General features: G+C 35.5%; 27 protein-coding genes and 1 other RNA gene. 6 read left to right on the top strand and 22 right to left on the bottom strand.

The features are described 5' to 3' along the window. Window positions 1–122 precede the first annotated feature (122 nt). From B8967_RS00990 to B8967_RS00980, 3 genes are all read right to left on the bottom strand, one after another. Window positions 123–512 (bottom strand): hypothetical protein, encoded by a 390-nt coding sequence (locus B8967_RS00990; RefSeq protein ID WP_084083943.1) that lies wholly within the window; start codon window positions 510–512, stop codon window positions 123–125. Window positions 513–711: 199 nt separating this feature from the next. Further along, window positions 712–1,662, bottom strand: a complete 951-nt coding sequence (locus B8967_RS00985; protein WP_047495800.1) for a glycosyltransferase family 2 protein — start codon at window positions 1,660–1,662, stop codon at window positions 712–714. Between the two features lie 17 nt (window positions 1,663–1,679). Next, the gene (locus B8967_RS00980) at window positions 1,680–2,276 is read right to left on the bottom strand and encodes a DUF4199 domain-containing protein (RefSeq protein WP_084083941.1); all 597 of its coding nucleotides are present in this window, start codon (window positions 2,274–2,276) and stop codon (window positions 1,680–1,682) included. A 132-nt stretch (window positions 2,277–2,408) separates the two neighbouring features. Between B8967_RS00980 and ffs the strand changes: the two genes are divergently transcribed. Then, an RNA gene (gene ffs / locus B8967_RS00975) (signal recognition particle sRNA small type) lies at window positions 2,409–2,506 on the top strand. Between the two features lie 99 nt (window positions 2,507–2,605). On the opposite strand, the gene B8967_RS00970 is transcribed toward ffs, so the two are convergent. The 7 genes from B8967_RS00970 to gyrA form a co-directional block, all read right to left on the bottom strand. Continuing rightward, window positions 2,606–3,292 (bottom strand): metal-dependent hydrolase, encoded by a 687-nt coding sequence (locus B8967_RS00970; RefSeq protein ID WP_084083939.1) that lies wholly within the window; start codon window positions 3,290–3,292, stop codon window positions 2,606–2,608. Between the two features lie 116 nt (window positions 3,293–3,408). Then, window positions 3,409–3,696, bottom strand: a complete 288-nt coding sequence (locus B8967_RS22260) for a hypothetical protein (RefSeq protein ID WP_143330438.1) — start codon at window positions 3,694–3,696, stop codon at window positions 3,409–3,411. A 5-nt stretch (window positions 3,697–3,701) separates the two neighbouring features. After that, entirely contained in the window at window positions 3,702–4,148 is a 447-nt protein-coding gene (locus B8967_RS00965; protein ID WP_084083937.1) for an SRPBCC family protein, read from the bottom strand. 18 nt (window positions 4,149–4,166) lie between these two features. Beyond that, window positions 4,167–5,096 (bottom strand): 1,4-dihydroxy-2-naphthoate octaprenyltransferase, encoded by a 930-nt coding sequence (gene menA / locus B8967_RS00960; RefSeq protein ID WP_084083936.1) that lies wholly within the window; start codon window positions 5,094–5,096, stop codon window positions 4,167–4,169. 88 nt (window positions 5,097–5,184) lie between these two features. Continuing rightward, the gene (locus B8967_RS00955) at window positions 5,185–6,021 is read right to left on the bottom strand and encodes a 1,4-dihydroxy-2-naphthoyl-CoA synthase (protein WP_047495817.1); all 837 of its coding nucleotides are present in this window, start codon (window positions 6,019–6,021) and stop codon (window positions 5,185–5,187) included. A gap of 154 nt (window positions 6,022–6,175) precedes the next feature. Continuing rightward, complete coding sequence (locus B8967_RS00950; protein WP_084083934.1) at window positions 6,176–7,201, bottom strand: tetratricopeptide repeat protein; 1,026 nt, start codon at window positions 7,199–7,201, stop codon at window positions 6,176–6,178. A gap of 28 nt (window positions 7,202–7,229) precedes the next feature. Then, entirely contained in the window at window positions 7,230–9,815 is a 2,586-nt protein-coding gene (gyrA, locus tag B8967_RS00945) for a DNA gyrase subunit A (protein WP_084083932.1), read from the bottom strand. Between the two features lie 148 nt (window positions 9,816–9,963). Between gyrA and B8967_RS00940 the strand changes: the two genes are divergently transcribed. After that, window positions 9,964–10,278, top strand: a complete 315-nt coding sequence (locus tag B8967_RS00940; protein ID WP_047495825.1) for a DUF4286 family protein — start codon at window positions 9,964–9,966, stop codon at window positions 10,276–10,278. 107 nt (window positions 10,279–10,385) lie between these two features. Here B8967_RS00940 and B8967_RS00935 read toward each other — a convergent pair whose 3' ends face one another. From B8967_RS00935 to B8967_RS00920, 4 genes are all read right to left on the bottom strand, one after another. Next, a complete protein-coding gene (locus B8967_RS00935; RefSeq protein WP_084083930.1) occupies window positions 10,386–10,613 on the bottom strand; it encodes a hypothetical protein in 228 nt (75 codons plus the stop codon). A 132-nt stretch (window positions 10,614–10,745) separates the two neighbouring features. Further along, window positions 10,746–11,237, bottom strand: a complete 492-nt coding sequence (locus tag B8967_RS00930) for a GNAT family N-acetyltransferase (RefSeq protein ID WP_047495831.1) — start codon at window positions 11,235–11,237, stop codon at window positions 10,746–10,748. A 5-nt stretch (window positions 11,238–11,242) separates the two neighbouring features. Beyond that, a complete protein-coding gene (locus B8967_RS00925) occupies window positions 11,243–11,755 on the bottom strand; it encodes a DUF421 domain-containing protein (RefSeq protein ID WP_084083928.1) in 513 nt (170 codons plus the stop codon). A 118-nt stretch (window positions 11,756–11,873) separates the two neighbouring features. Next, window positions 11,874–12,293: a DUF6640 family protein gene (locus tag B8967_RS00920; RefSeq protein WP_084083926.1), complete on the bottom strand. Its 420-nt coding sequence runs from the start codon at window positions 12,291–12,293 to the stop codon at window positions 11,874–11,876. 175 nt (window positions 12,294–12,468) lie between these two features. Here B8967_RS00920 and B8967_RS00915 point away from each other — a divergent pair, with 175 nt between their 5' ends. Together B8967_RS00915 and B8967_RS00910 are read left to right on the top strand one after the other, a co-directional pair. Further along, on the top strand, window positions 12,469–12,822 hold the full coding sequence (locus B8967_RS00915) for a winged helix-turn-helix transcriptional regulator (protein ID WP_084083924.1): 354 nt from the start codon (window positions 12,469–12,471) through the stop codon (window positions 12,820–12,822). Window positions 12,823–12,980: 158 nt separating this feature from the next. Further along, complete coding sequence (locus tag B8967_RS00910; RefSeq protein WP_084083923.1) at window positions 12,981–13,526, top strand: nuclear transport factor 2 family protein; 546 nt, start codon at window positions 12,981–12,983, stop codon at window positions 13,524–13,526. Window positions 13,527–13,560: 34 nt separating this feature from the next. On the opposite strand, the gene B8967_RS22730 is transcribed toward B8967_RS00910, so the two are convergent. The 7 genes from B8967_RS22730 to B8967_RS00870 form a co-directional block, all read right to left on the bottom strand. Further along, entirely contained in the window at window positions 13,561–13,695 is a 135-nt protein-coding gene (locus B8967_RS22730; RefSeq protein ID WP_081989218.1) for a bacteriocin-like protein, read from the bottom strand. Between the two features lie 149 nt (window positions 13,696–13,844). Then, window positions 13,845–14,249 carry a hypothetical protein gene (locus tag B8967_RS00900; protein ID WP_084083921.1) on the bottom strand — a complete coding sequence of 135 codons (405 nt, stop codon included), beginning with the start codon at window positions 14,247–14,249 and terminating at the stop codon, window positions 13,845–13,847. Window positions 14,250–14,562: 313 nt separating this feature from the next. Then, window positions 14,563–17,394, bottom strand: coding sequence for an excinuclease ABC subunit UvrA (gene uvrA / locus B8967_RS00895; protein ID WP_047495856.1), 2,832 nt, complete (start codon window positions 17,392–17,394; stop codon window positions 14,563–14,565). 218 nt (window positions 17,395–17,612) lie between these two features. Beyond that, complete coding sequence (locus B8967_RS00885; protein ID WP_084083920.1) at window positions 17,613–18,542, bottom strand: DUF6845 domain-containing protein; 930 nt, start codon at window positions 18,540–18,542, stop codon at window positions 17,613–17,615. A 22-nt stretch (window positions 18,543–18,564) separates the two neighbouring features. Then, window positions 18,565–20,448: a type VI secretion system baseplate subunit TssF gene (locus B8967_RS00880; RefSeq protein WP_047495862.1), complete on the bottom strand. Its 1,884-nt coding sequence runs from the start codon at window positions 20,446–20,448 to the stop codon at window positions 18,565–18,567. A 28-nt stretch (window positions 20,449–20,476) separates the two neighbouring features. After that, entirely contained in the window at window positions 20,477–20,917 is a 441-nt protein-coding gene (locus B8967_RS00875; RefSeq protein WP_047495934.1) for a GPW/gp25 family protein, read from the bottom strand. 163 nt (window positions 20,918–21,080) lie between these two features. After that, window positions 21,081–22,490, bottom strand: coding sequence for an APC family permease (locus B8967_RS00870; RefSeq protein ID WP_084083918.1), 1,410 nt, complete (start codon window positions 22,488–22,490; stop codon window positions 21,081–21,083). Window positions 22,491–22,632: 142 nt separating this feature from the next. Between B8967_RS00870 and B8967_RS00865 the strand changes: the two genes are divergently transcribed. Further along, entirely contained in the window at window positions 22,633–23,133 is a 501-nt protein-coding gene (locus tag B8967_RS00865) for a DUF4920 domain-containing protein (RefSeq protein WP_047495868.1), read from the top strand. Window positions 23,134–23,184: 51 nt separating this feature from the next. Here B8967_RS00865 and B8967_RS00860 read toward each other — a convergent pair whose 3' ends face one another. Next, a complete protein-coding gene (locus B8967_RS00860) occupies window positions 23,185–24,294 on the bottom strand; it encodes a M14 family zinc carboxypeptidase (RefSeq protein ID WP_084083916.1) in 1,110 nt (369 codons plus the stop codon). A gap of 970 nt (window positions 24,295–25,264) precedes the next feature. On the opposite strand from B8967_RS00860, the gene B8967_RS00855 reads away from it, so the two are divergent. Continuing rightward, a complete protein-coding gene (locus B8967_RS00855; protein ID WP_084083914.1) occupies window positions 25,265–25,810 on the top strand; it encodes a helix-turn-helix transcriptional regulator in 546 nt (181 codons plus the stop codon). The last annotated feature ends 162 nt before the right edge of the window (window positions 25,811–25,972 follow it).

Below are 25,972 nucleotides of genomic sequence, written 5' to 3'. Positions count from 1 at the left end.
CCAATTCAGGAACTCACAATAATATTATGTAACAAAAATAGGATTAAAATTTTTAAAAAACTTTGTCATTTGACAATAAAATACCTGATAATTTTCAATTTTTTGACTTTTTTGGAGTCCACCTATTCTTCAGCCCTTTTTTGATTCAGTTTTTTATACAGCCAGGTTTTAGGATTTTTAGTCATTGAGAATAGAAGCAGGTAATCGTGGTTGATATAAGTAATCTTCATTTGTGCTGTATCTTTTAAGTCATTATATTTCATTTTCAATATATTATTCTTCTTTTGGTATACCCCGCTATCATCCATTGAAGAAAAAGACCTGTTTTTGTGAAAAGTAAGAACCGCTGTTTCATGTTGAGAAGTCTTTCCTTCTTGAATCAATAGACTTACCTCCAGCTTTTCGCCATCATAAACATCTACAAATTGCCATGAACCAATGAGTTGGTTAGACGAACAGGAAAACATAAGAAACAGGAGAAAGAAAACGGAAAGAAGTCTGAATTTCAGCATTTGATTATTAATTTCTGCAAAAATAAAAAATACCTCAGAAAATTTCTGAGGTATTGTATTGTTTTATTGAGATAGGGAGATATATTGGACCACCCCGTCAAATCTACGATTTGCCATCTCTCCAAAGGAAAGGAATGGTCATATATCAGATGATTGTTTTAATAAACATTATAATTACACATCATCAAATATATTATCCTTATATCACATCATCAATATTATAATTCTTATGCTCACGGTTGGTTCTGATGATCATTTCTCCCAAGAACCCTGCCACAAACAGTAAGGTTCCCATGATCATCATTGTTAATGCAATATAGAACCAGGGATTATTGGTAATTAAATGTCCATAAATTCCTCTGGCCACATCAATCAGCTTTGAAACTCCCAGCCACAATGCTGAAAGAAAACCGAAAATGAACATTACCGTTCCTACGGCACCAAAGAAATGCATAGGTCTTCCTCCAAAACGACTTACAAACCAAAGGGTTACTAAGTCCAGGAAACCTCTGATAAATCTTTCTGTTCCAAATTTGGAAGTTCCGTAAGGCCTTGCCTGGTGCTTTACTTCTTTTTCTGTAATTCTTCGGAATCCTGCATTGGCAGCCAATACTGGAATATAACGATGCATATCTCCATATACGTCGATGGATTTTACCACTTGTCTTTTGTAGGCTTTCAAACCACAATTGAAATCATGAAGTTCAACTCCGGAAACTTTTCTTGCTGCCGCATTAAACAGTTTTGATGGGATATTTTTTGTCATCACATTATCAAAACGCTTCTTCTTCCAACCGGAAACAATATCATAATTATCATTAATTACCATATTGTAGAGTTCAGGAATTTCTTCGGGAAAGTCCTGTAAATCGGCATCCATGGTGATCACCACATCTCCGTTTGTTCTTTCAAAAGCAGCATGAAGTGCCTGTGATTTTCCGTAATTTCTGGAAAATTTAATTGCGTGGATCTGAGGGTATTGTACTTTTAAATTCTCAATAATACTCCACGATAAATCCGTACTTCCATCATCTACAAACCAGATCTCATAAGATAGATTACCGGTTGTGCAGACCTTATCAATTCTTGAAAAAAGCTCTTCCAGAGAGTCTTCTTCGTTCAGTAACGGAATAACTATAGATAAATTCATTTAATTTTTAATAAAAATTAGGCTTGATTTGTTTCTTCTGGCTGAATTTTCTTTGTTCTGAAAAACGCCCCGAAAAACACCGACAAAACTACGTAAAATATAAGAATTGCTGCAAAATATCCTGAAAAATGACTTGCGGTAAGCATATCTTTTCCTTTTACAGCCTCCGGAGTGAAGCTTTGTAACCTCTCTTTGTATTTCTGATCCAGCTCATCAATGTCTTTTTGATGTTTTAAAATCTTTCTTGCAGAAGTGTATTCTGTATCCAATTCTGATTTTTGTCTTTGGACATATTGGTAATTCAGCAGCTTTTTAGCATCCGTATCTGCAAAATTTAAGAAAGCATAAATACTGAAAATAGAAAGAATTCCTCCGATAAACATCGGAACAAATGCTCTCTTGAAAGCTTCTCTAAAACCCATTTTATGGTTATTCCAATATGATTTTACAGACCAGAATGCTGTAGCAGCATAGATGACAGGCAACACGAAAGCATTGGCTTTCAGTGATATATCAAAATAATTGATTCCTGAGAAAAATGAATACACTACAAAAAAAATGATCATTGTAGCGATAAAAAGTATAATTCCTAATGTTGATGGACTTTTCGTCATATTTAATTTTTTAAGAAAAAAGTTGAAAAATTATTCTCCTAGATGTCAGCTATTTAGCTCTACCACTGCATTTTTTCAACAAATTTTCTTTGATAAAGTTTTGAAGTTTATAAATTATTCCTACCTTTGCAACGGCAAGTCCTAAACAACCAGCTCCTGAGAATCCTCCAGGGTGGGAACGCAGCAAAGGTAATCGGTCGTAGCGGTGTGATTTAGGTAGCTTGCCATTTTTTTTTGGTTTAAGTTGAGAGAGGTAATTTGATAATTATCTTTTTTTGTTTTTAATACCTTACACATCATTTTCTAATTTTCAGATTACCCCAATTTTTTTAAAATTCGAACTCCTCTCCCAATTTTGGTAAAACAAGTTCTACATTTCTGTCTGCAAAATGCTTTAATGCACTTTCATGATTAATTTCAATTGCAGGGAAAGTATCAAAGTGGCAACCGATTACTTTGGGTGTCTTTAATAATTCTGCTGCTGCAAAAGAAGCTTTTCTCGGACACATCGTGTAGTGGCTCCCAATAGGAAGTATGGAAAGATCTATATTCCCGTATAATCTTGGAAACAGCTCCATATCAGCCATTACTCCTGTATCACCAGCCAAATAGATGTTTTTACCCTCAGGAAGTCTGAAGATATACCCTACAGGAACGCCTCCATAGCTCCCATCCGGAAAAGAACTCGTATGGTGAGCCGGAACCATGGAAATTTTAAGATCGTCGATTTTTGCCGATCCTCCTAAGTTGACATCGTCTGTATTTTTTGCTGATTTAAAATAACCACATACTTCAGGAACTCCAATTATGGTAGCTTCCGGATAATGTTGCAACACTTCACCCACATCAGCGATATGATCACCATGAGCATGTGTCAACAGAATATAGTCGATTTTTTGAGCAGTAATGTCAAATCCTGACTCCGCTTTTTTGTAATTATAGAAAGGGTCACTCAAAATTGTTTTGTCCTTATAGGTGAACAAGAAGCAATTTTGCCCTAAGAATTGTATTTTCATTTTCAATTTAATTTTCAATTATTATTCAACACAAATGACTCAAATGATTTTCACAAATAGCACAATATTATGCTAGTGACCTTTAAAAATATTCTTGTCATCTGCGTCTTTTTAATTTAGGAACATCCCATTGGTGATTTCAAAAAAAACTCATAAATCAACAGGCATGTTGGTATTATTATTAAAATCTGGAGCACCAATAATGGTTTCATTGGTTGTAATTTTCCAGCTAATACATAAAACCCCAAAACGGCATTAGAAATAATTATCAAGGTAATCAAGGCGGGAATAAAATCAATTTCAAGCATTGACATACCTCCCCTTATCTCTTGAATTAAATAATAAACAAGAGATAAGGCTAAAACAATAGATATACAAGAAGTTACTTTTAAAGCGGTCTTCATATTGTCTATTTTTGAGGAAATTTATCCTCAATCAGCCTCAGGTTGATTCCATGTTCCAGGTAAGCTTTACAGCCATCTAAAACTGTGGTAAAACCACCTGTATTATCATTGATTATTTTTAAAAGATCTTCGCCGGTTTGGCTGAATCCATAGCTTTTAATAACAACAAGGGTTCCTTTTTCCATTACTCTGAATTCATAATCTACACGCGTTGAAGGCTCTCCCCATTCCGTTTTAATCAGTTGGTTAGGAATAATCTGATGAACTTTCACCTCGGATTTTACGCCGTACATTTCCCATTCCCAGATTATGGTTTTACCCTCTTCTAATTTTCCGGTAGATTTTGTAAACCAAAAATTAGTTGTCAATTCAGGATTGATGAATGCTTCAAAAACATCTTCAATCGATTTTCTGATAAGCATTTGCGCTTCAACATAGATTGTAGAACTCATGATAATATATTTTTAGATTTAGTGAAATAAATTAAGCCCTGCTGCCGTAAGGATTGCCATAATGAAAGTCATGATACCCACCTGCTTCAGATACTGATCTAATTCTTTAGGTTCTTTTACCGACATTATACTTCTCCTTAATTTTGCAAGCGGAAACAACAGGATCATTACCATAAATACATAATAGTTCTGAGCCTGTATAAACCCGTTAACTCCTAAAAATATAAGGATCAATACCAAAGGAAGCTGTAAAAGGATCATTTCATAGATCATTGCATTTTTAAACCCGATCCTTAACGCAAAACTATTTTTCCCGGATAGCTTATCACTTTCAATATCTCTCATATTGTTCAGGTTCAAAACAGCCATACTCATCATCCCTACTGCCGTTCCCGGCAACAGCATATCCCAGCTGAATGTTTTGGTAAACAGGAAATAGCTTCCGCATACAGAAACCAGCCCAAAAAAGATAAATACGAAGATGTCTCCCAATCCCATATATCCGTAAGGTTTTTTCCCTACTGTATATCCAATAGCAGCTAAAATACTTGCGACTCCCAGTCCTATGAAAATATAGAATTCGTTCATATAGTTTGGAATGAAAGCTACATACAGCAAAGCTACTGTAGCAATGAAAGACAATGCTGCAAAAAGAATGACTGCATTTTTCATCTGCTTGGCCGTAATTTTTCCTGATGCTACTGCTCTTGCTTCTGCTTCATTGATTCTTTTCGCATCCGTTCCTTTTACCCCATCGCCATAATCATTGGCATAATTTGACAAAATCTGATATAAAAGTGTTACCAGCAGTGCCAATGCAAAAATTTTCCAGTCCCAGGTTCCCCCTTCTCTGTAAAGCCTCCATTTTGCAATAAAAGCTCCCATAATAATTCCGCTTAAAGAAAGCGGCAGTGTTCTTAGCCTTGCGGCTTTTATCCAATCAGTCATAATTTGTATAATGTAAAATGTATGATGTACAAAGTAAAAGTCTAATGTGTTGAATCATTAATACATTTTACTTTGTACTTTTTACAGTTTATGATATCCATTGATCTTCTCCGAAGTTCGGTTTTCTTTTTTCAAGGAAGGCATTTCTTCCTTCTTTTGCTTCTTCCGTCATATAGGCAAGACGCGTAGCTTCACCGGCAAAAACCTGCTGCCCCACCATACCATCGTCAGTAAGGTTCATTGCAAATTTCAGCATTCTGATAGAGGTTGGAGATTTTTCTAATATTTCCTGTGCCCATTCATAGGCAGTATCTTCTAATTCCGCATGTGGAACTACTTTATTAACCATTCCCATTTCAAGAGCTTCCTGAGCAGAGTAATTTCTTCCTAAAAAGAAGATTTCACGAGCTTTCTTCTGTCCTACCATTTTAGCAAGGTAAGCAGATCCGTACCCGCCGTCAAAACTTGTTACGTCAGCATCTGTCTGCTTAAAAATTGCATGTTCTTCACTTGCTAAAGTTAGGTCACATACTACGTGAAGAGAGTGGCCTCCACCAACAGCCCATCCCGGAACAACCGCGATAACTACTTTCGGCATAAAACGGATCAAACGCTGAACTTCAAGAATATTCAAACGATGTCTCCCGTCTTCTCCCACATATCCCTGGTGTCCTCTTGCTTTTTGGTCTCCACCACTACAAAAAGCCCAGCCTCCATCTTTCGGGCTCGGTCCTTCTCCTGAAAGTAATACCACCCCTATAGAAGGATCTTCATAGACATCATAAAAAGCATCATATAATTCTGAAGTTGTTTTAGGTCTGAAAGCGTTACGTACTTCCGGTCTGTTGAAAGCAATTCTTGCTACTCCATTACATTTTTTATAGGTAATATCTTCGTATTCTTTGACGGTTTTCCACTCAATCATCTTATAAAAATTTTTCTCAAAGATACGGAATTACAGAGAATTTTTGGGGTGAAATTTATTGATCTCTGCTACAAAAAATAAGGACTTTGTGGTCCTAAAAAAATAAAGCCGGAACATTTCTGTTCCGGCTTTATCATTATTTTCTTTACAGCTATTATTTCGCTTTAGCACTAAGCTCAGTTTCTTTAGCTTTCATTTCTTTTACTTTATCTATATTCTTTGTTACAACATAGATTTCTTTTAGTGCAGAAACGGCATCCAGACTTTGAGGTGCTGCTTTGTACCATGCTTCTGCATAAGGTAAAGCTTTAGCAAATCTCTCTTTTCTAGCATCAATCAATTTACTAGCTTCATCCGGCTTATCTTTTCTCAAAGCATTGATCTCAGTTACAATCTTAGAATCATCTCCAATAGTAGTATACACAAGATTTTGGTGTGCTTCTGCCATAGTAGGTTTAACCTCTATTGCTTTTTTGAATGATTCAATGGCATCTGCTGTTGTTGCTGGATTCTTAGACTGCATTACCCCAAGGTTATACCAGTTTGTAGCATCAGCAGGGTTTTTAGCCAACTGTTCTTTTAGAGTCCCAATAAACTTTTCAGTATTTCCAGACTGGAAATAAGCAGTACTTTGAGCTTCTTTAAGTTTAGCGTTATTAGGATATTTAGCCAATCCTTTTTCTATAACAACAAGAGCTTCATCTGTTTTCTTTGCACTAAGAAGTAATGAAGTTAAAGTTTCATACAGATCCGGCTCTATACTTTTTGACTGCTCAGTTTTAAAATCTGAATAATCAGTATTTTTTTTCATTAGCTCCCAGGTAGCCTTATCTAAATTAACAACCTGTCCGGATTTCTTATCTTTTGCAGTATAAGTAGTCTCTACTCCAGTAAATCCGGAATTGATAAGATCATTATATATTTTAATTGCAGGATCAGTATTGTTTGCCAGTGCATGACTAAGCCCTGCATAATACATATAGATCTTATTATCCTGACCGTTAGCCTTCAATAAGTCATAAACTTCTACAAACTTAGGGGCAGCAGCTGCATAATTTTTTGCATTATAGGCATCCATAGCAGCTGTATTAGCCGCCTGAAGCTGAGCGTTTACATCTTTTTTCTGTCCAAAAGCAAAAGAAGATGCTACGATAGCCATACCTAAAATAAGTTTCTTCATAATAACTATTTTATATTAATTGTACAATTTATTCTTCAGAATCAGAATTCTCATTTTCCTCTGCTGTATTTTCTTTTTCAGCCTGAGGTACTCCATCATTTTCCTGGTTATCAGTTACAATTTCTATCCCTTCTTCTCCCTCTTCAATCTCTTCTTCTACGTCTTTATCCATTTCTACTTTTGCAATTGCTGCAATTTCGTCATTCTTCTTAAGGTTGATTACTTTTACTCCCTGTGTATTTCTACCCATTACTCTCATTTCATCCATTCCCATTCTGATAGCAACTCCGGATTTATTGATGATCATCAATCCGTCTTCATCTGTTACATTCTGAATAGCAATCAGGTTTCCTGTTTTCTCGGTAATGTTTAGGGTAATAACTCCTTTTCCTCCTCTGTTTGTAATTCTGTAGTCTTCTACTGCAGTTCTTTTTCCGTATCCTTTTTCAGATACCACAAGTACCGTTTCGTTCTCCACATCATTCACAACAATCATACCAATTGCTTCGTCACCTTCTTCAAGAGCAATTCCTCTCACCCCGATAGATCCTCTACCTACTTCTCTTACTTTTTCTTCAGGGAAACGGATACACTTACCATTTTTGGTAGCAATCATAATCTGGGAAGTACCATTTGTAAGGTAAGCTCCTAATAATTGGTCATTATCTCTGATCTCAATAGCGTTAACCCCATTAACCCTTGGTCTTGAATAAGCTTCAAGTGACGTTTTCTTAATGGTACCGTTTTTAGTTACCATCACTACGCTCATTTGATTTACATATTCGGAATCTTTCAGGTTATTGGTTCTGATATACGCTTTGATTTTATCATCCGGTTCAATGTTGATAAGGTTTTGTACCGCTCTTCCTTTTGAAGTTTTAGAACCTTCAGGAATTTCAAATACCCTTAACCAATAACATCTTCCTTTTTCTGTAAAGAACAGCATATACTGGTGGTTGGTAGCAGAAACAATATACTCCAGGAAGTCTTCATCCCTTGTCGTTGCCGCTCTGTTTCCTACACCTCCTCTACTTTGAATTTTGTATTCTGAAAGTGAAGTTCTCTTAACATATCCTGCGTGCGAAATAGTAAGAACGACAGACTCATTTGGAATAATATCTTCAATAGACATTTCTCCTCCTGAATAATCTATCTCCGTTCTTCTCTCGTCACCATATTTTTCTTTGATCTCAAGTAATTCTTCTTTGATAATTTCGAATCTTCTTGGCTCATTCGCTAAGATATCTTCCAAATTCTGAATCTCTTTCATAATGGCATCATACTCATCACGGATTTTATCAAGCTCCATTCCTGTTAAACGGGCTAATCTAAGATCCAGAATCGCCTGAGCCTGAATTTCTGAAAGCTCAAATGCCTCGATTAGGCCTTCTTTTGCTCCCTGAGGATTGGCACTATGACGGATAATAGAAATTGCTCTGTCCAGAGCATCCTGAGTTCCGATCACCTTCATGAATCCTTCCAAGATATGAGCTCTTTCTTTCGCTTTTTTAAGCTCAAACTGAGTTCTTCTTACAATTACTTCATGTCTGTGCTCTACGAAGTGGTGAATGATATCTTTAAGATTCAGCTGTTCCGGTCTTCCGTGTACCAAAGCAATATTGTTAACACTGAAAGAAGTCTGAAGTGCTGTATATTTGTACAATAAGTTCAGGACAACATTCGGAATAGCGTCATTCTTCAATTCATAAACAACACGAAGTCCGTTTCTGTCTGATTCATCTCTGATCTCATAGATACCAGGGATTTTATCATCTTTAACGAGTTCAGCAGTTCTGGCAATCATTTCCGCCTTGTTCACCTGATAAGGGATCTCAGTTACAATAATTGCATTTCTGTTTCCAATTTCATCAAAGCTTACTTTAGCTCTCAAAACAACTCTACCTCTTCCTGTATGGAAAGCATCTCTTACCCCGTCATATCCATATATAATTCCACCTGTAGGAAAATCCGGAGCAATGATATGCTGCATCAGCTCATCAATTGTTATTTCTCTGTTATCAATATAGGCACAGATAGCATCTATAGATTCTGATAAGTTATGAGGCGCCATATTGGTGGCCATACCTACTGCAATCCCTGAAGTTCCGTTCACCAAAAGGTTGGGAACTTTTGTTGGCATTACTGTTGGTTCCTGTAAACTGTCATCAAAGTTATTCTGAAAATCAACTGTTTCTTTATCAAGGTCTGAAAGAATCTCATCAGAGATCTTCTTTAATCTTGCCTCAGTATAACGCATTGCTGCTGGTGGGTCACCATCCATTGAACCGAAGTTACCCTGGCCATCCACCTGAGGATAACGCAAGCTCCAGTTCTGAGCCATTCTCACCATTGCATCATATACAGAGGAGTCTCCGTGCGGGTGATATTTACCTAAAACATCCCCAACAATTCTTGCAGATTTTAAATATTTTCTATTAGAAAAAACCCCTAATCCATACATACCGTAAAGTACTCTTCTATGAACGGGTTTCAAACCGTCTCTTACATCCGGTAACGCTCTTGAGACGATAACAGACATCGAATAATCGATATAAGACGATTTCATTTCATCAACGATGTTGATAGGAATCAGTCTTTCTCCTTCTTTTTGCATAAACAAATTTTATTATAATGATAGCCAGACCTTTAGCTGTATGTCTGAAAATTATTTATTTCGAATTTTTATTAACGGGCTAATTTACGAAAAAATTGCCGATTTTTGTGGTAGAATTTATCCAAAAAATCTTAAAAATTCATAAAATATGAGCATATTAAGTATAACTTTCCATTGCACGAAAAATAATCTAGAGGAATGGGAAAATTATATTGATGAAACACTGGTTGTAATGACTGAAAACTTAATGGATGTAAACAAATATATCCTTTCTGAAGTACACAGTGATTATATTGAAGATGGAAAAAATTACAATCTTCTTTTGGTCTTCGATAATGATGAACTCAGAAATGATTTTATTGAAAGTGAATTAAAAAATATTGCTGAACGTGTCGAAACAAAATTCGGACAGGAAGTCATCATCTTCAATACTTTTTTGAATCCTAAGAAATCCAGATTTTAATATCAATAAAATGGACAGAGGCTGTTCACCAGCCTGATATGAAACTATAATATATTTTGTAGTCAGAACATAAAAAAAGAGGTTATTGTTTTAACCTCTTTTTTTATTTATCTATGATGGCCATGACCGCGACCTTTATGATGATGACCGCGACCCCCCTCTTCATAAATATATACTTTTTTTACCTGGCCGGGAGCATAATATCTTGCGCTTCCTCCATACATCTTCTTTGCCTGTCCCGGCGGAAGCCTTCTTCCGTGGTGCTCATGGACCACACAAGACGTTAACATCAGCATGACCGCACCTGCTCCCATGATTTTAAACATACTTTTCATTATTTTCACTTTTTCAAACTTAGTTGCCAAAAGATAACAAGGTTAATGCCAAGTTGTTTAAAATTCCAGATTCCGGATATAAAGCGTAAAGTCTATAATGGATAAAACGGTTTTATCAGTATTGATATTTTGTTAAATTATTTCACTTCTTTTTTCAAACATTATAAGATCTTTCCATTCTCCGTTGAGCTTTCCTATTTTCTTGCGAACCCCCACTATTCTGAAGCCGTTTTTCTGATGGAATTTGATAGACATTTCATTTTCAGGAAAGATATTGGTCTGTAAAGTCCAGAATCCGTGATCCTCGCTATCCAAAATCATCTTTTTAAGCAATACTGACCCCAATCCCTTACCCTGGTAATCTTTATCGAAATAAATGCTTACTTCTGCAACTCCTTTATAACATTCTCTTTTACTCACCAGTTTCAAGGCACACCATCCTACGATTTCGTTATTCTCATTTTCCAATACCCAGCGACAGGCGTTGAAGTATTCCATATCCCAGGCTTCTACAGTAGGAACTTCTGTTTCAAAAGTGGCGATACCACTATCAACTCCCTGCCTGAAAATCTCAAGTACCCGAGCCCCATCATTGGGAAGCATTTCTCTTAATTCGTAATTCATTCTATTTAATGGTATTTTCTTTTATTTTTTCTTTTGATTCTCGTATAATGAGTCTGTTTGCTTTTCTCATCTTCAGAAACCACACTGATGTTTCCGTCAACTTCCAGCACAGACAGCTTTACCTTCTCTATTTTATCAATGCCATGTTCTCTGATTGCTTCCTCCAGTTCACTTTCAGTAATCTTCACTCTGTTCAAGGCGATCTGATCTACAATTCCATCTTTGATAAGAACTACCGGATCATCCTCCATAAATGTTTCAAAGGAGTGATTGGAAAACATCAGTCTTTTTAAAATGAAGTTAGCCAAAAACAGGACCAATGCAGCAATAAGGCCTCCCTGCAAAGAAGTATCCGGTCCTACCATTGCATTCTGAACAGCATTGGAGATCAACAGTAACAAAACAATATCTCCTGCATTAAGCTGGGATAATTGATTTTTTCCAAATAAACGAATGGCAATCACCATGAAAAGGTAAACGCAAAGGGAACGAACTACAACATTAAGAATAGGATCCACGGCTATTTTTTATCTATTCAAATGTATTAATTTTTATCATTCCTTATTATAATTGAGTTGATTTTTTACCAATCCCTGAAAGAACAATAATCAGATTCCCTGTTTTTTTAAGAATGAATTATTTTACTTTATCTAAGTGTTTTGATTCTAAAAAATAGGCCATTATAAGCAGCAGAAACATAACCCCGTCTAATATAAACTGTACAGGCCACTGACCAGGATAAGAAAACTCCGGATCAAACAAGGCAGTTCCCGGAAATAAAATAGACATTGCCTGCGTTATCCAATAAAGACTGGCAAAGGTGATTGAGAGTCTAAAAATGACCCATCTATCACCTTTCTGGACCCAAAGAAACCACAATGACAAAAGTCCAAGCACAGCACCGAAGAGCATGGTCTGTGCGTTATGAAATTTTGCATGTGGAGGCCAGCGGGGATTGAAAATATGGGTATGATTCCAATCAGCGATATATGCTCCAAAAAGAGTGACTAAGGCAACTAAGGTTACGAGTACCTTCCCTGTTGTTATTGATTTCATTTTTAGTAAATTATTTTTGTTAGGATTAAATTATAGGATCTTATTATTTGAAAAAAGACGGTTTGAATACCCTCAGCTTTTCATATAATAAAGTTAGTTACTTTTATATATGCTTTATTAGCTGGTTACCAAAAGGTAATCCGGATGACAGTTTAACTATAAAATTCATGGAGCGATGAACGGTAAAAAAGAAACACATAAGGATTGTGAAGCAGGAATGCTTTATTTACAGGACACACTGGAAGCAATCCATGGGAAATGGAAAACATTGGTCTTATTTTCTATTATGAATGGTAACAAACGCTTCAAAGAAATAAAGAATAGTATTCCTAAGATCAGTGGAAAAGTTTTAGCCAAGGAATTAAGAGATCTCGAACAGAATAAACTTATCAACAGAACGGTTCACGATGATTTACTTATGATCATTGAATACACCCCCACTCAACATACCGCCACATTACAATCTGTATTTAAATCTATGATCGATTGGGGAAAAATTCACAGAAAGAAAATCATTGAAGATTGGTAGGCTTTATTATTATCTTTTTATTTCACTAAGCAGTAATCTACATCTTTGATAAAGCAATAAAATCATCTTTCATAAACATTTATTTTCCTTAACATCAACTTACTACATTACTGATTATTGGTATAAGATTTGGTTGTTTAGCTAAAACTAACATTAAAATGGCGAAACAACTATTCCTATACATAAGCGTCCTACTATTTTTTATAGGCTGTAAAGACCGTAAAACACAAAGTACCCTATCTCCCAATACGGCAATTGCTATAAAAGTAAATGAGCTCTATACAAAGTATGGAAAATCCAATGAAGCTGTATATAACCAGCCTATTCCGGATGATTTATTTTCCCCGGACCTAAAAAAGACTTTGCAAAATGCCATAAATGCATCAAAAGCAGATATCGAAAAAGTAAAAAAAAGTGATCATCCGGATGAGAAACCACTGATATTTGAAGGGGCTATTTTTTCAAGTTTGTATGAAGGCTATACTGCCTACAAGATCCAATCTATGGACATCCACAATGCTTCAGCCCAGGTACTCGTCCGTTTTGAATACAATATGACCTCTCCTACAGTATCCTGGACAGATACCATACATTTGGTGGAACGTGATGGGAGCTGGAAAATTGATAATATCACCTTTGATTCTATCGGAAATTCTAAAGATCTTAAAACAATAATGAAAGAGTTTGTACAAAGTACCCGTTAAAAGAAAAACCGCTTTTACAAGCGGTTTTGTTTTTTTATGGACATTGAACGATTGGAATCTCACTGCAAAAAACTTTATTTGCCCATTCGCAATACGTACAATATTGTTTTGGCTCTCCTCCGTACACTGATTTCAAATCTAATTTAGTCAGTTTCTTTAAATTTTTCATATCGTTTTAATTTTATGGTTGAGCAAAATTAAACGAATCTTAGTAATTGTTATTACAATTTAATATTCAAAATTTTCATTATTTACATCTTTTTTAGATGAAAACCATAAAAGAGTCTGCCTTGTTTTATTTACAATAGGCTGTGAGTACTATCTGTTATTAATTTCTACGGTTACAGGCATTACATAAGTATAGGCAACCATATTGTCACTTATTTTTTTGCGGTCTACTCTATAATCAAGTTCGCTTAGAACAGACTCAATTTCCTTGCTTACGCTTTTGCAATCGCCACTGGAATGAACATTCACAATTTTTCCGTTTTTTGCAATATCAAATTTTACTACTGAATTCACTGTTCCTTGTTTATATTCAGGATTGGTAAGATCAAAATTAGCGATCAGCTGAGTCCTGATGTCATTAAAAGTTTCGCTTTTATTCAATTGAATTTCCTGGATTGTATTATGATCTGTCGTTTGTGCATGAGCAATATTCACTACCGCAGAAAATCCAACAACGAAAAGTAAAGCGGTCAATATTTGAATTTTATTTCTCATAACTGTTTGGGTTTAAAGATTATATTTGGATTTATTCTCTATCTCTTACTCAAAGTTATTAAAATAATTCATATTAATTTCATATTGAGTTAACATTAAGTTAACATTGAAATATAAACAATTGATTTACAGTAATATAAATTTTAAAAATAGGTGAAAATTTAATATTGGAAGGTAGATTATAGCATTAAATCCTTATTATTTAGCACTATTTCTTTGATCTTATAATTTTTTTCAGCCTGAAATACCCGTATTTAAATAAAAAAAAGAATCTGCTTTTGCAGATTCTTTTGTATGATTAAATTGTTTTTTATTATTCAAGTTCCCTTTTCAAAAATTTTCCTGTCAGACTTTTCTTAGACTTTACAATTTCTTCAGGAGTTCCCTGGGCTACGATCTGTCCTCCATATTTTCCTCCTTCAGGTCCTACATCGATAATATGGTCTGCCAATTTAATCACATCCATATTATGTTCGATGATGATAAATGAGTTTCCTAATTCCACTAATTTATTAATGGCTTCCATCAGGATTTTTACGTCTTCAAAATGCAGTCCGGTAGTAGGTTCATCCAGGATATAAAGGGTATTTCCAGTTTGTCTTTTTGCCAGTTCCGTTGCTAACTTGATACGCTGTGCTTCTCCTCCGGAAAGGGTTGTTGACTGCTGTCCCAAGGTAATATATCCTAACCCTACATCCTGTAATGTTTTTACTTTTGCAAAAATCTTAGGAATGGGCTGGAAGAAATCTACCGCTTCATCAATGGTCATATCCAGTACATCGGAAATGGATTTTCCTTTGTAGCGGACTTCCAGGGTTTCTCTGTTGAAACGTTTTCCGTTACAGGTTTCACAATGAACATATACATCTGGAAGGAAGTTCATTTCAATTACTTTTAAACCTCCACCCTGGCAGGTTTCACATCTTCCACCTTTTACATTGAAAGAGAATCTTCCCGGTTTGTACCCCCGGATCTTACTCTCAGGTAATTCTGCAAAAAGATTTCTGATGTCTGTAAACATTCCTGTATAGGTTGCAGGATTGGAACGTGGCGTTCTTCCAATCGGAGTCTGGTCTACATCTACAATTTTATCAATATTATCCAGACCTTCAATTTTTTTATAAGGTAAAGGTTCCTGAACTGCTCTGTAAAAATGTTTATTAAGGATTGGGTATAATGTTCCGTTGATCAGTGAAGATTTTCCGCTTCCTGAAATTCCGGTTACCACAACCAGTTTTCCCAGAGGAACATCCAGGGTTACATTTTTAAGATTATTTCCTGTAGCTCCTTTTAACAGTATATTTTTTCCGCTTCCTGCTCTTCTTTCCTCAGGAATGGCGATTTTTCTTTTTCCATTGATATACTGAGCGGTTATGGTATCCGCTTTCAATAAATCTTTAGGCTTCCCCTGCCAAAGAATCTCTCCTCCGAATTTTCCGGCTTTAGGACCAATATCCAGCACCTCATCGGCTTCAAGAATCATATCTTTATCATGCTCAACCACGAGTACAGAGTTTCCAATATCTCTAAGGTTCTTTAATGAGTGAATCAGCCTTTCATTATCTCTTTGGTGAAGACCAATACTTGGCTCATCCAGAATATACAATACATTAACCAGCTGGGATCCTATCTGTGTTGCCAGACGTATCCTTTGGGATTCTCCTCCGGAAAGGGTTTTCGAACTTCTGCTCAAACTTAGATAATCCAAACCAACATCCAGCAAGAACTGAAGCCTGGTTTCAATTTCCTTTAAAATTTCGTGAGCGATAATTTTATTTTTTTCTGAGAATTTATCTTTTACATCAATTAACCAATCTTTTAAATCAGCTAAGCTTAACCCATTGACCTCAGCAATATTTTTACCATCTATTTTAAAGCTTAAGCTTGAAGGCTGAAGACGGCTTCCATTACATTCAGGACAGGTTTCTTCCGTAGTAAAATGTCTTTCCAGCAAGATCGCCTCATAAGATTCTCTTTCGTCAATAATTTCTTCCATAAACGGAATCAAACCATCAAAGCTGATTTTTATTTTTTTGGTAATTCCTGCATACTTAAGATCTTTATTAAACTCTTTGTGGCAGCCATTGTAGATATAATTCAAAGCTTCTTCCGGAATATCCTGCAAAGGTGTTGTCAGCCCCAGTCCGAAGATCTCAAGGATATTTTTAATCTGCGCAAGAATCCATTTATTTGATTTGATATCTTCCAGGGGTAATAATCCACCCTGATTGATTGATAATTTTGGATTGTCTGTAAAATAATCTGTATTGATCTTTTTGATCATCCCCAGTCCTTTACAGTTTGGGCAGCTTCCTTTCGGAGAGTTGAAGGAAAAAGTATTAGGTTCCGGTAATGCTAAGGAATGTCCTGTTTCAGCATCCATTAAATTTTTGGAAAAATATTCAATATCTGTACTTCCCAACTTCTGGATTCCGATGATTCCCTCACCCATTTCCATTGCTGTACGCAATGATTTTTCCATTCGTGTCTCTGACGCACTTTCCCCAATGATCCAACGGTCGATAACAATATCAATATCATGGGTTTTATAACGGTCAAGCTTTAAATCATATTCAATATCCTGTAATTCTCCATCAATTCTAGCCTGTCCATAGCCCTTTTTCGCCATCTGTACGAAAAGCTCATGGTAATGTCCCTTTCTGGATCGTACCACGGGGGCCAGCAGCATTATTTTTTCTCCTTTATAGTTTTCCTTAATGGTTTCAAGAATCTGATCTTCCGTATAGCTTACCAGCTTTTGCCCGGTAGACAAAGAGTAAGCATCAGAAACCCTTGCATATAAAAGACGCAGAAAATCATACAACTCTGTAACGGTTCCTACGGTAGAACGCGGGTTTTTATTGGTTGTTTTCTGTTCAATAGCAATGACAGGAGAAAGCCCTTCTATTTTATCTACATCCGGACGCTCCAGCCCACCCAGAAACTGGCGTGCATAGGCAGAGAATGTTTCGATATAACGACGCTGGCCTTCTGCAAAGATGGTATCAAAAGCCAGTGAAGATTTTCCACTTCCGGAAAGCCCGGTAATTACCACCAGCTCGTTTCGCGGGATTTTAACGTTAATATTCTTTAGATTGTGCTCACGTGCTCCGTAAACTTCTATATATTCTGTTGATTTGCTCATAATTCAGAGTGACTTTGCCTGAAAATCACAACGTGCAAAATTACGGAATTTTATGGAAATTTATTAACCGTAAAAGGTATAAAAGTTTAATCTTTATTAAATTGAGTGATACAGAAGTACTCAGGGAAATCTATAAAAGATTTTGTGGATTCTTTCAGAAAAATAAAAAAGACCAATACAGGTTATATTGGTCTTTTTATCGTTTACAGTGTGTATTATTATTTTACAAATGAATTGTATGAACTTAATACAGATTCATAAGATGAGTCAATTTGCTGGATATTGCTATCCGGTATTTTACCTGCTGCTTTAGAATCCCTGATTAATTTTCTGTACGAGTCTAAAAAGTTTGAAGCATTTTTATTAAAACTTTCAAACTGAGATTTTTTATAAGCATACTGTGGATCTTTCACATCGAAAACCAATTTTGAATTGGCTTCTACAGCTTTAGCGAATTCATCATACTTTTTCTGTGCATCATCTTCATTAAATTTTCCGGTATATTGCTTACCAAGCAATTCTACCACAGAATCTAAAGAATTCATCACACTTTTGGAAGATATGATATAGTCTTTCAACGGATGATCTTTAAGAATTACTTCTTCAGCGGCATCTGTTGCAGGCTTAATCTTCATCATAATATTCTCCCCTGATAAATAGAGCGCATTAGCTTCAGTTTCAAGCTCTTTTCTTAAATTTTCCGCTTTGGCGCCTTTATCATCTTTATAATCTTCGGAATTCATATAAGATTTAAACTCCTCAAACTTCTTTTCTATTGTTTCTTTCTTCGTTTTGTAAATATTGAAATCTGATTCAATAGCGGCTTTATCTTTTTCAAATCCGGAAGGAACACCTTTGATTTTTGAAAAGCTATAGTCCATCGAGCTTATTACAATAGGCATTATGAGGACTTCTTCCCCTTTGGATTTCGCGACAGCAGCATCTGCATACTTTAAGATCCCTTCTATATGTTTAGAAGTGCTTTTATAGGAGTCTAAAAAGTTATTATTAAAATCAATAATAGCATTTGCGTCCTGTTCTCCACCCAGATTCAAAACAGCATTTCCCAGCTTATCAGCTCCCTTTTTACAGCTTATATTCACTACTGTCAGGGATAAAGCCATGGCCAGTATTATTATCTTTCTCATATTTTTTGGTGTTCGTTTAGTTTTACATATCCTGAAATTCAACATCCTCATTGGTGATTTTCACCAGATATTCAATACCGTCTATGGCTTTGGCAATAATTTGATTTCTAAGAATATTAGACATATTTTCCCAATATGCTCTTCCATAGAAGGAATAGTTTTGTGGAACAATCTCCACTTCTACTGTTCTTACAAAACCTTCTTTAGGTCTGTTGCTGACCATCGTTCCCCTTCTTACCCTTACGTCTCTCATTTCATCTTTCAGAACCATCCTGCAGTAATTCTTAACGTCTTCAAGTGAAATGATCTTATCTCTTGTTGTCAATGCATATTTATAAGCCTGGATGCTGTCTGTTCCTTTTTGTTCTTCCGCTCCTCCCAGAGTTTCAGCAAGCAAAACAATAGTCTGAGATTTCAGCTGATTAGACAGCTCTGTTCCGGGACGCATATGGTTAGCTAAAGTACAGTGGGTTACCCAGAAAGAAGCATATGTATGATCTGTTTTTTCTACAGGCTCCATAATGACATAATTCAGTTCCTGTCTGATATTTCTTTTGGCATTATTCACTTTCTGTACCATAGATTTCATCTTATCAGACATTTCGCTCAATACTCCTTTTACATTATCTCTGTTGAGAAGAGAAAAAGCAGCAATCTCATCCCGGGTCAGCTCCAGAACATTGGCAATCATATCTACAGCATTCCTGCTGGTGAAACGTTCCATTCCTCCTTTTCTTACTGTATATAAACCTTTTTTAAGGTCATCTGCTGGTGTAAAAGGAATTTCTGTATATTTTCTTCCGTCTCCGTCCTGAACATCATCTACATATAGGAAATGCTCTCCTTCGTCAGTAACCAGAGGAATATTATTTCCCATGATATCTAAACTGTATTCTGTTTTCTTCCAACCTCTGTTGTAGATGGGAAACGCATTCAGTACAAATGAAAAGTTATCCAGGATTTCAGCTGAAAACTGGGGTGGAAATTCAAAAGTTAGCCATAGAAACTTTTTATTCTCCATATATTTCACAATTTCTTCTTTTCCGTGAAGGAATTCAAGATTTTGCGGAAGTTTTCCGGGCTCTGAAAATAAACTGTTGGAAATTCCTGTAACCTCAATAAATTTATGACGGTAGATACTTTTAATATCTTCAATCACTTTGTTTCGGATAGACTGCTCTCTGAACATCTGTTCGTAACCGTCCGGCTGATTTTCCGTAAGGTAACTCAGTCCCTCTCTTACAAACAATGGATTGCCATTACTGGTAACGCTGATATAAGGTAATAATTTATAGACAAAATCTAAATGCTCAAAGGCAGGATTGGAGCAAAAGATGCTTAAATATTTAGGAAAATTTTCGTTCGTATATTTACTGACATCAATCCCTACTGTAATTTTTCTATAGTCTTCGGGCTTTCCCGGAAATCTGGCAATAGGAATTTTATTGAAACGGTCATCTATACTGTAACATGTATTTCCTACAAACATGATTGAAGTATGAACTTTATTAATCCTTACATTTCCTACCGGAGTAAAGGGAATATTCAACTGCTTGTCTGATTCCGACTTTATGGTAGAAGTCATCTGTTTACGGAAGAAAAACTCCGTATGTTCCAATAAAACTTCGGAAGACTCATAAGGTTGTGTAAAAGCTACAGAATGAGCCGGAATAGGATGTGTATAAATGGATGGCGTAAGAAGTTTTGCCAGTTTTTCTAAAATACGGGCATTAACCGTCTGAATTTCGTTATTAGCCTTAAAGACCTCTGTACTGAATGCATCTATCAGTAGTTTTACAAAAGGATCTAAAGATTGAGGGCTTTTGAGTCCCCATACTTTAGTTGCATTCTGAAGCATTCTGGCTTTTACAGATTCTTTGGAATATATATTCTGATCTAAATTCATAAATTTTTGGTGCTGTTAAAAAAAACATTTAATCAATAGACATAGGACTTAGAAACAATTCTGTTGAAAAACTAAAACGTTCTCCCGTTGCTTCCATTTTTGCATTGATGGCAATTCTTACTTTCTTTTTGATTTCTGTGTGCTCTTTGGTATCGTAGCTGTGTTCTACAAATTGTATATTGGCATCTACCTGTGGCTGTACAATTCGGGGTTCGTACTCCTGAATCTGTCTTTTAAGACTCTTAACAAAAACATTTTCCCAGATCGCGCTGGTGACTCCGTTATCGAACTCCAGGTTCCAAACGTCATTACCATAATTTTCATCATATCTGTTCTCCCCTTTTTTAGTGGTAATCAGCAACATGATATTGTGGGCAATACTTTCCCCCATATCGCAGGTATCAATGCTTCCGCCTTCAGTCATTAAAGTTGAAGGTACAAAAGGCATTCTGTAATTTGGTGTATCCATAATCAACTTCTTATTTTTACTTCATGGTTAGGTTTACTTAAAAACGAAATACCAAAATACACATTTTCACTAAATAAATGTTTAATAATTTAAAATATTATTCAAAAACAAAGGCCTTCAAATTGAATTGAAAGCCCTGCTGCTATTATATCTTATTATGATATCAGTTTGTTTTTTTCCGGTTGATAAAATAATAGACCGGAAGTCCCAGGACAACCATGATCAACCCCGGCCACGTATATTGCTGTTTATATATTAAAAGCAGAATACAGAATCCCGTTCCAATCACTAAATAAATAATTGGAGTAACCGGATACAGCCATGTTTTATAAGGTCTTTCAAGGGCAGGGTGCTTGATTCTTAAGTAGATCACTCCGAAAACGGTAATCATATAAAATAAAACGATTACAAAAGAGATCATATCCAACAGATTTCCATACTGTCCGCTCAAACAAAGAAGTGAAGCCCAGACTCCCTGCATCCATAAGGCATTTTCAGGAACCTCATTGTTGTTATTTTTTTCTGCTGATTTAAAGAACATTCCATCTTTTGCCATAGTCTGAAAAACTCTTGCCCCGGCTAAGATTAATCCGTTATTACATCCAAATGTAGAAATCATAACCAGCAAAGCAATAATAATTGTTCCGGCGCTTCCAAAAATGTTCTGTGACGCCGCTACTGCTACCCTGTCATTGGTCGCAAAAGCAATTCCTTCTCTGTCCAATGCGTTTAAATACACAAAATTCACGGCAATATAAAGGAGCATTACAGCAGAAGTTCCATAGATCATAGACTTTACTACGTTTCTCTTCGGATTGTCAATTTCTCCGGAAACAAAGGTTACACTTTCCCAGGCTACAGAACTAAACACGGAACCTACCATAGCGGCAGCAATTCCCCCCAGTAAAGTCATCCCGTTAATGGGTTCCCAACCTTCTTTAAGGAAGTTACCACTAAAGTCTTTCTTTAGATTATTAAATGAGTCCGTACCTAAGCTGAAGTTTTCAGCCATATGCGAAAAATCAACCAGTATAAATCCGGCTGCAATCAATCCCAGCAAAGCAATAATTTTAGAACCTGTAAATATATTCTGAAGCACTTTTCCACTTTGTACGCCTCTTGTATTGATATAGGTAAGCAGGAGAATGACAGCAATCGCTAAAATCTGTATCCAGGTAATTTTAAATTCTCCACTTTGAAAAATAGGTGCAGCATCATTAAGTGACGGAATAAGGTAGGCTGTAAATTTACCAAAAGCCATTGCCACCGCTGCAATAGTTCCGGTTTGTATTACCGTAAATAGTCCCCATCCATAAAGGAATCCCATCTTTTTTCCGAAAATCTCTTTCAGATATGTGTATTGGCCTCCAGCTTTTGGAAACAGGGCGGAAAGCTCTCCATAGCTTATGGCAGCAGCAACAGTCATCACTCCTGTTATAATCCAGACAACAATCAGCCAGTATCCGGATCCCAGATTACGCATCATATCAGCGCTTACAATGAAGATCCCACTTCCAATCATAGAGCCCATTACCAGCATAATGGCGTCCCATAGTTTCAATTTTTTTTGCATAGTCAAGTATAGGCGTCAAATATAAACAAATCTGCCTTTTATTTTGAATTTTATTGCAAATTCGATAATGCACATGTTTTATATCAACTTTTAATTGATTTTTGATTCAATATTAATTAGTACTTTTGGGAAAAATAATAAAATGAAATTCAAGACAATCATATTTGCAGCTGCTATAAGTGCTTCTTCACTGGCTTTTGCACAGGAAGTGGGACCTCCGGCAGGGAACGCTTTAGTAGGTGATACTTATGGAGCAAGCGTAGCATCCGGAGCTGAATCTAAAGCTGTTACTGTAGACCAACTGGGTAAACAGCTTAAAAAAGAAAACAAAAAGCTGGAAAACGTAGCTATCAAAGGTAAAGTAACTGATGTATGTGATAAAAAAGGATGCTGGCTCACTATTCAGACTGAGGATAATTCTAAATTTTTTGTAAAAATGAAAGATTATGCATTCTTTGTACCTACAGCTTTAAAAGGTAAAAACGTTGTATTGGAAGGCAATGCAGAAAGAAAAGTAACTTCTGTAAATGAGCAGAAACATTATGCGGAAGATGCTAAGAAACCGCAGTCAGAAATTGACGCCATCACTCAGCCTAAAGAGGAAATCAGATTTGTAGCTAACGGAATAAAAGTCGTTAACTAAGGCTTCTGTATATAAAAACTAAATACGGCAATCTCTTGATTGCCGTATTTTTTAATCTTCTATCGTAAAACTTACTACTGCATCCAGTTTGGGATATTTAGTTTCAGAAATAAATTTCTTTCCTGTACAATCTATTTCCAGCCAACCTTTTCGTTTTTTCACATCTCCTACTTCCATTACAAAAGGGATAAAAGAAATCTCATCTTTTCCATCTTCTTTTATTTCTCTGTACTGAACAGCAATGTCCAGAATGCATTCATGTTCCGTATTCAGTTTTACATTTCTGTAGACTATATCGTAATGGGTTTCTTTATTTTCAGGAATTTCAAGATAAGCCTCCCATCCTGTAGTTTCAGAATTGAGTTCGCTTATTGCTTTCAAGGCATAATAAAGAGCCACTGTATAATATTTCCTGGTTCCCTGTCTGGTATAATCATCTATGAAATGTCCTCCTTCAAATAAAATAGTCGGCATCCCGGCTTTTATAAAATTGTCTCCGGTTGATGTAGGATAAAACTCATCAGAATATCTTCCAATCTGATTAGGGATTATTTCTTTTAAATGATGATAAACACTTCCAATAACTGCCATACATTTTTTCCTGTTTTCAGTGACAGTACGTTCTACATTTTCAGAAGGTGCCAAAAAAGAGAGTGTAGCAGGATGAATGCCGTCGGTAGTAAAAATGGTTCTCTGCTCATGAAGGTTCAAAGCATAATCGTATTTTTTAGAGGCAGCAGCATTTTTAAGGAATTTGATCTCTTTACTGGCTTCATTGTGAAAATCTCTGTTCAGGTCAATATCCACAGCATTCAGTCTTGTCCACCTTTCTGACCCGTCAGGATTAAGCATAAAAATAAAATCGAGTGTAATCTTACTGAACAAATCTTCTTTCATCTCAGGAGCCTTATCCAAACTTACCAGAAGATCCAGCATAGCATGAGTGGCATTAGATTCGTTTCCGTGCATTTGCGACCATGCTAAAATATGAATGTCACCGGTTCCGATGCTCAATTGATATATAGGTTTCTCTAAATATGATTTTCCGATCTCCTGAATATAATCGACGAGATTCGTCTGTAGGTAAGAAAATAATTTTTCAGGGGAAATATACCGATTAGGAAAATTAGGGTGTTGGGAATAGATCTGTTCAAAATTCATTGTTGGAATAGTTTACAAAAATCAAATTTAACCATTTTAAGGCATAAAAACCAGATTAACATCTGTAAACAATTGTAAAAACAGCAAAAATTTGAAAATTTTCTCATCTTATCAATTTGTTTACATAAGTGAAATAATTCAATTTAAAGAGATCAAAGTCTATTAACAGATGTAACATTGTTAAACAGTATGAAGAGCCATATTGTCTGTTGATAAAATTGTGGATTGCGAATAATTTAATTCAATATATTTAAATAACTACAATTCAGCACTTTACGAAATCTATCTCAATCATGTTTATAAAGATACTTGAAGTGAATAAAAGCCTGTTTTATAGTAAATAGGCATAATTTTATTAAACATGTCTAATGTGGACAAGTCCGTATTTTACATTACTATACATTTGTAAATTAACGAAATTCCAGGAATTTTATCAGAAATGGAGTCCCATTTTTATTAGTAAGGAGTTTTATCCAATGAAATGAAATTGTTTTGGTGGGCACGGATATATTTAGCTCTAAAAAGCTTATAAAAGTGGTATTAATCCCCTATTTACATTTTTAATTTACCATTGTATACAATAGAAAACCTCGTTATAAAGCATTACAAGCCAGTATTGGGTCTTATTATATCTTCTTTGTAAGAATATAGCAGATTAATAATGTAAATAGTGAAAAATAGAAAATTATCTCCCAAAATACCCTGGAAAAGGCTTATAATTTACATTTATAATCAAGTTTTATCGGGAAAAACGGTTCAAAATAGACAATATCATGGAGCTTATTGTACGCTGTAAATAATCAGATTATTATCTGGATACAATTGTAATTAATACTTATCATGCTGTTTTACTAGTAATTACATATAGTTTACATTTGTATTTAATAAAATAATCTCTTAATTTACATTTGTATTTTGTTTTTGTAAATTATAATATTTACATTTGTAACATAATTAAAAGCTTATTTTTATGAGTTTAAACGAGAGAATTTCACAAGTTATAGAGTATTCTAATTTTACGCCTTCCGAATTTGCTGATGAGATTGATGTACAACGATCATCCATTTCACATATTACCTCAGGCAGAAATAAACCCTCTCTGGAGTTTATCATAAAAATAAAATCACGTTTCCCGGAACTTCTTTGGGACTGGCTGGTTACCGGTGAGGGTGAGATGCTGAAATCTTCACTTCCTGAAATAACAGTACATGAAGAAGAGGCTCATGATGATGAAAAAGAAAAAGGAAGGCCAACACCTCTACCCGATCTTTTCACTATGATGAATACCGATGATGAATTTGGAACTGACGAGATGGAAGCAGAGCTTCCCGGGGAAGGCCCTGCAGAATCGGTTATACCGGCCCAAAGTAAAGCTCAGGAAAAAATATCGGATTCTCAGCGATTAGAAAATTCAGCAGATCAAATTATCAGCCAAGCTATTGGAAATCAAACGAATAAGATAAAACGTATTGTTTTGTTCTATGAAAATGGAAAATTCGAAAGTTTTGAGCCTTAAAAAAACCTGACCAAAAAAATGGTCAGGCTAAAAAATATTTGAAGAAGAAAACTAAAGCTATTGCTTTATTTTATTTTTAAAAATTTACGAATCCGTATTTTTATATTTTCCTGTTTTTTGATTAATCATACTCTATTCAGAGATGATACCCCGTCCAGCTAT

Source organism: Chryseobacterium sp. YR221 (genome assembly GCF_900176315.1).
Taxonomy (GTDB): domain Bacteria; phylum Bacteroidota; class Bacteroidia; order Flavobacteriales; family Weeksellaceae; genus Chryseobacterium; species Chryseobacterium rhizosphaerae.
This window is presented reverse-complemented; position numbering and strand designations above follow the sequence as displayed.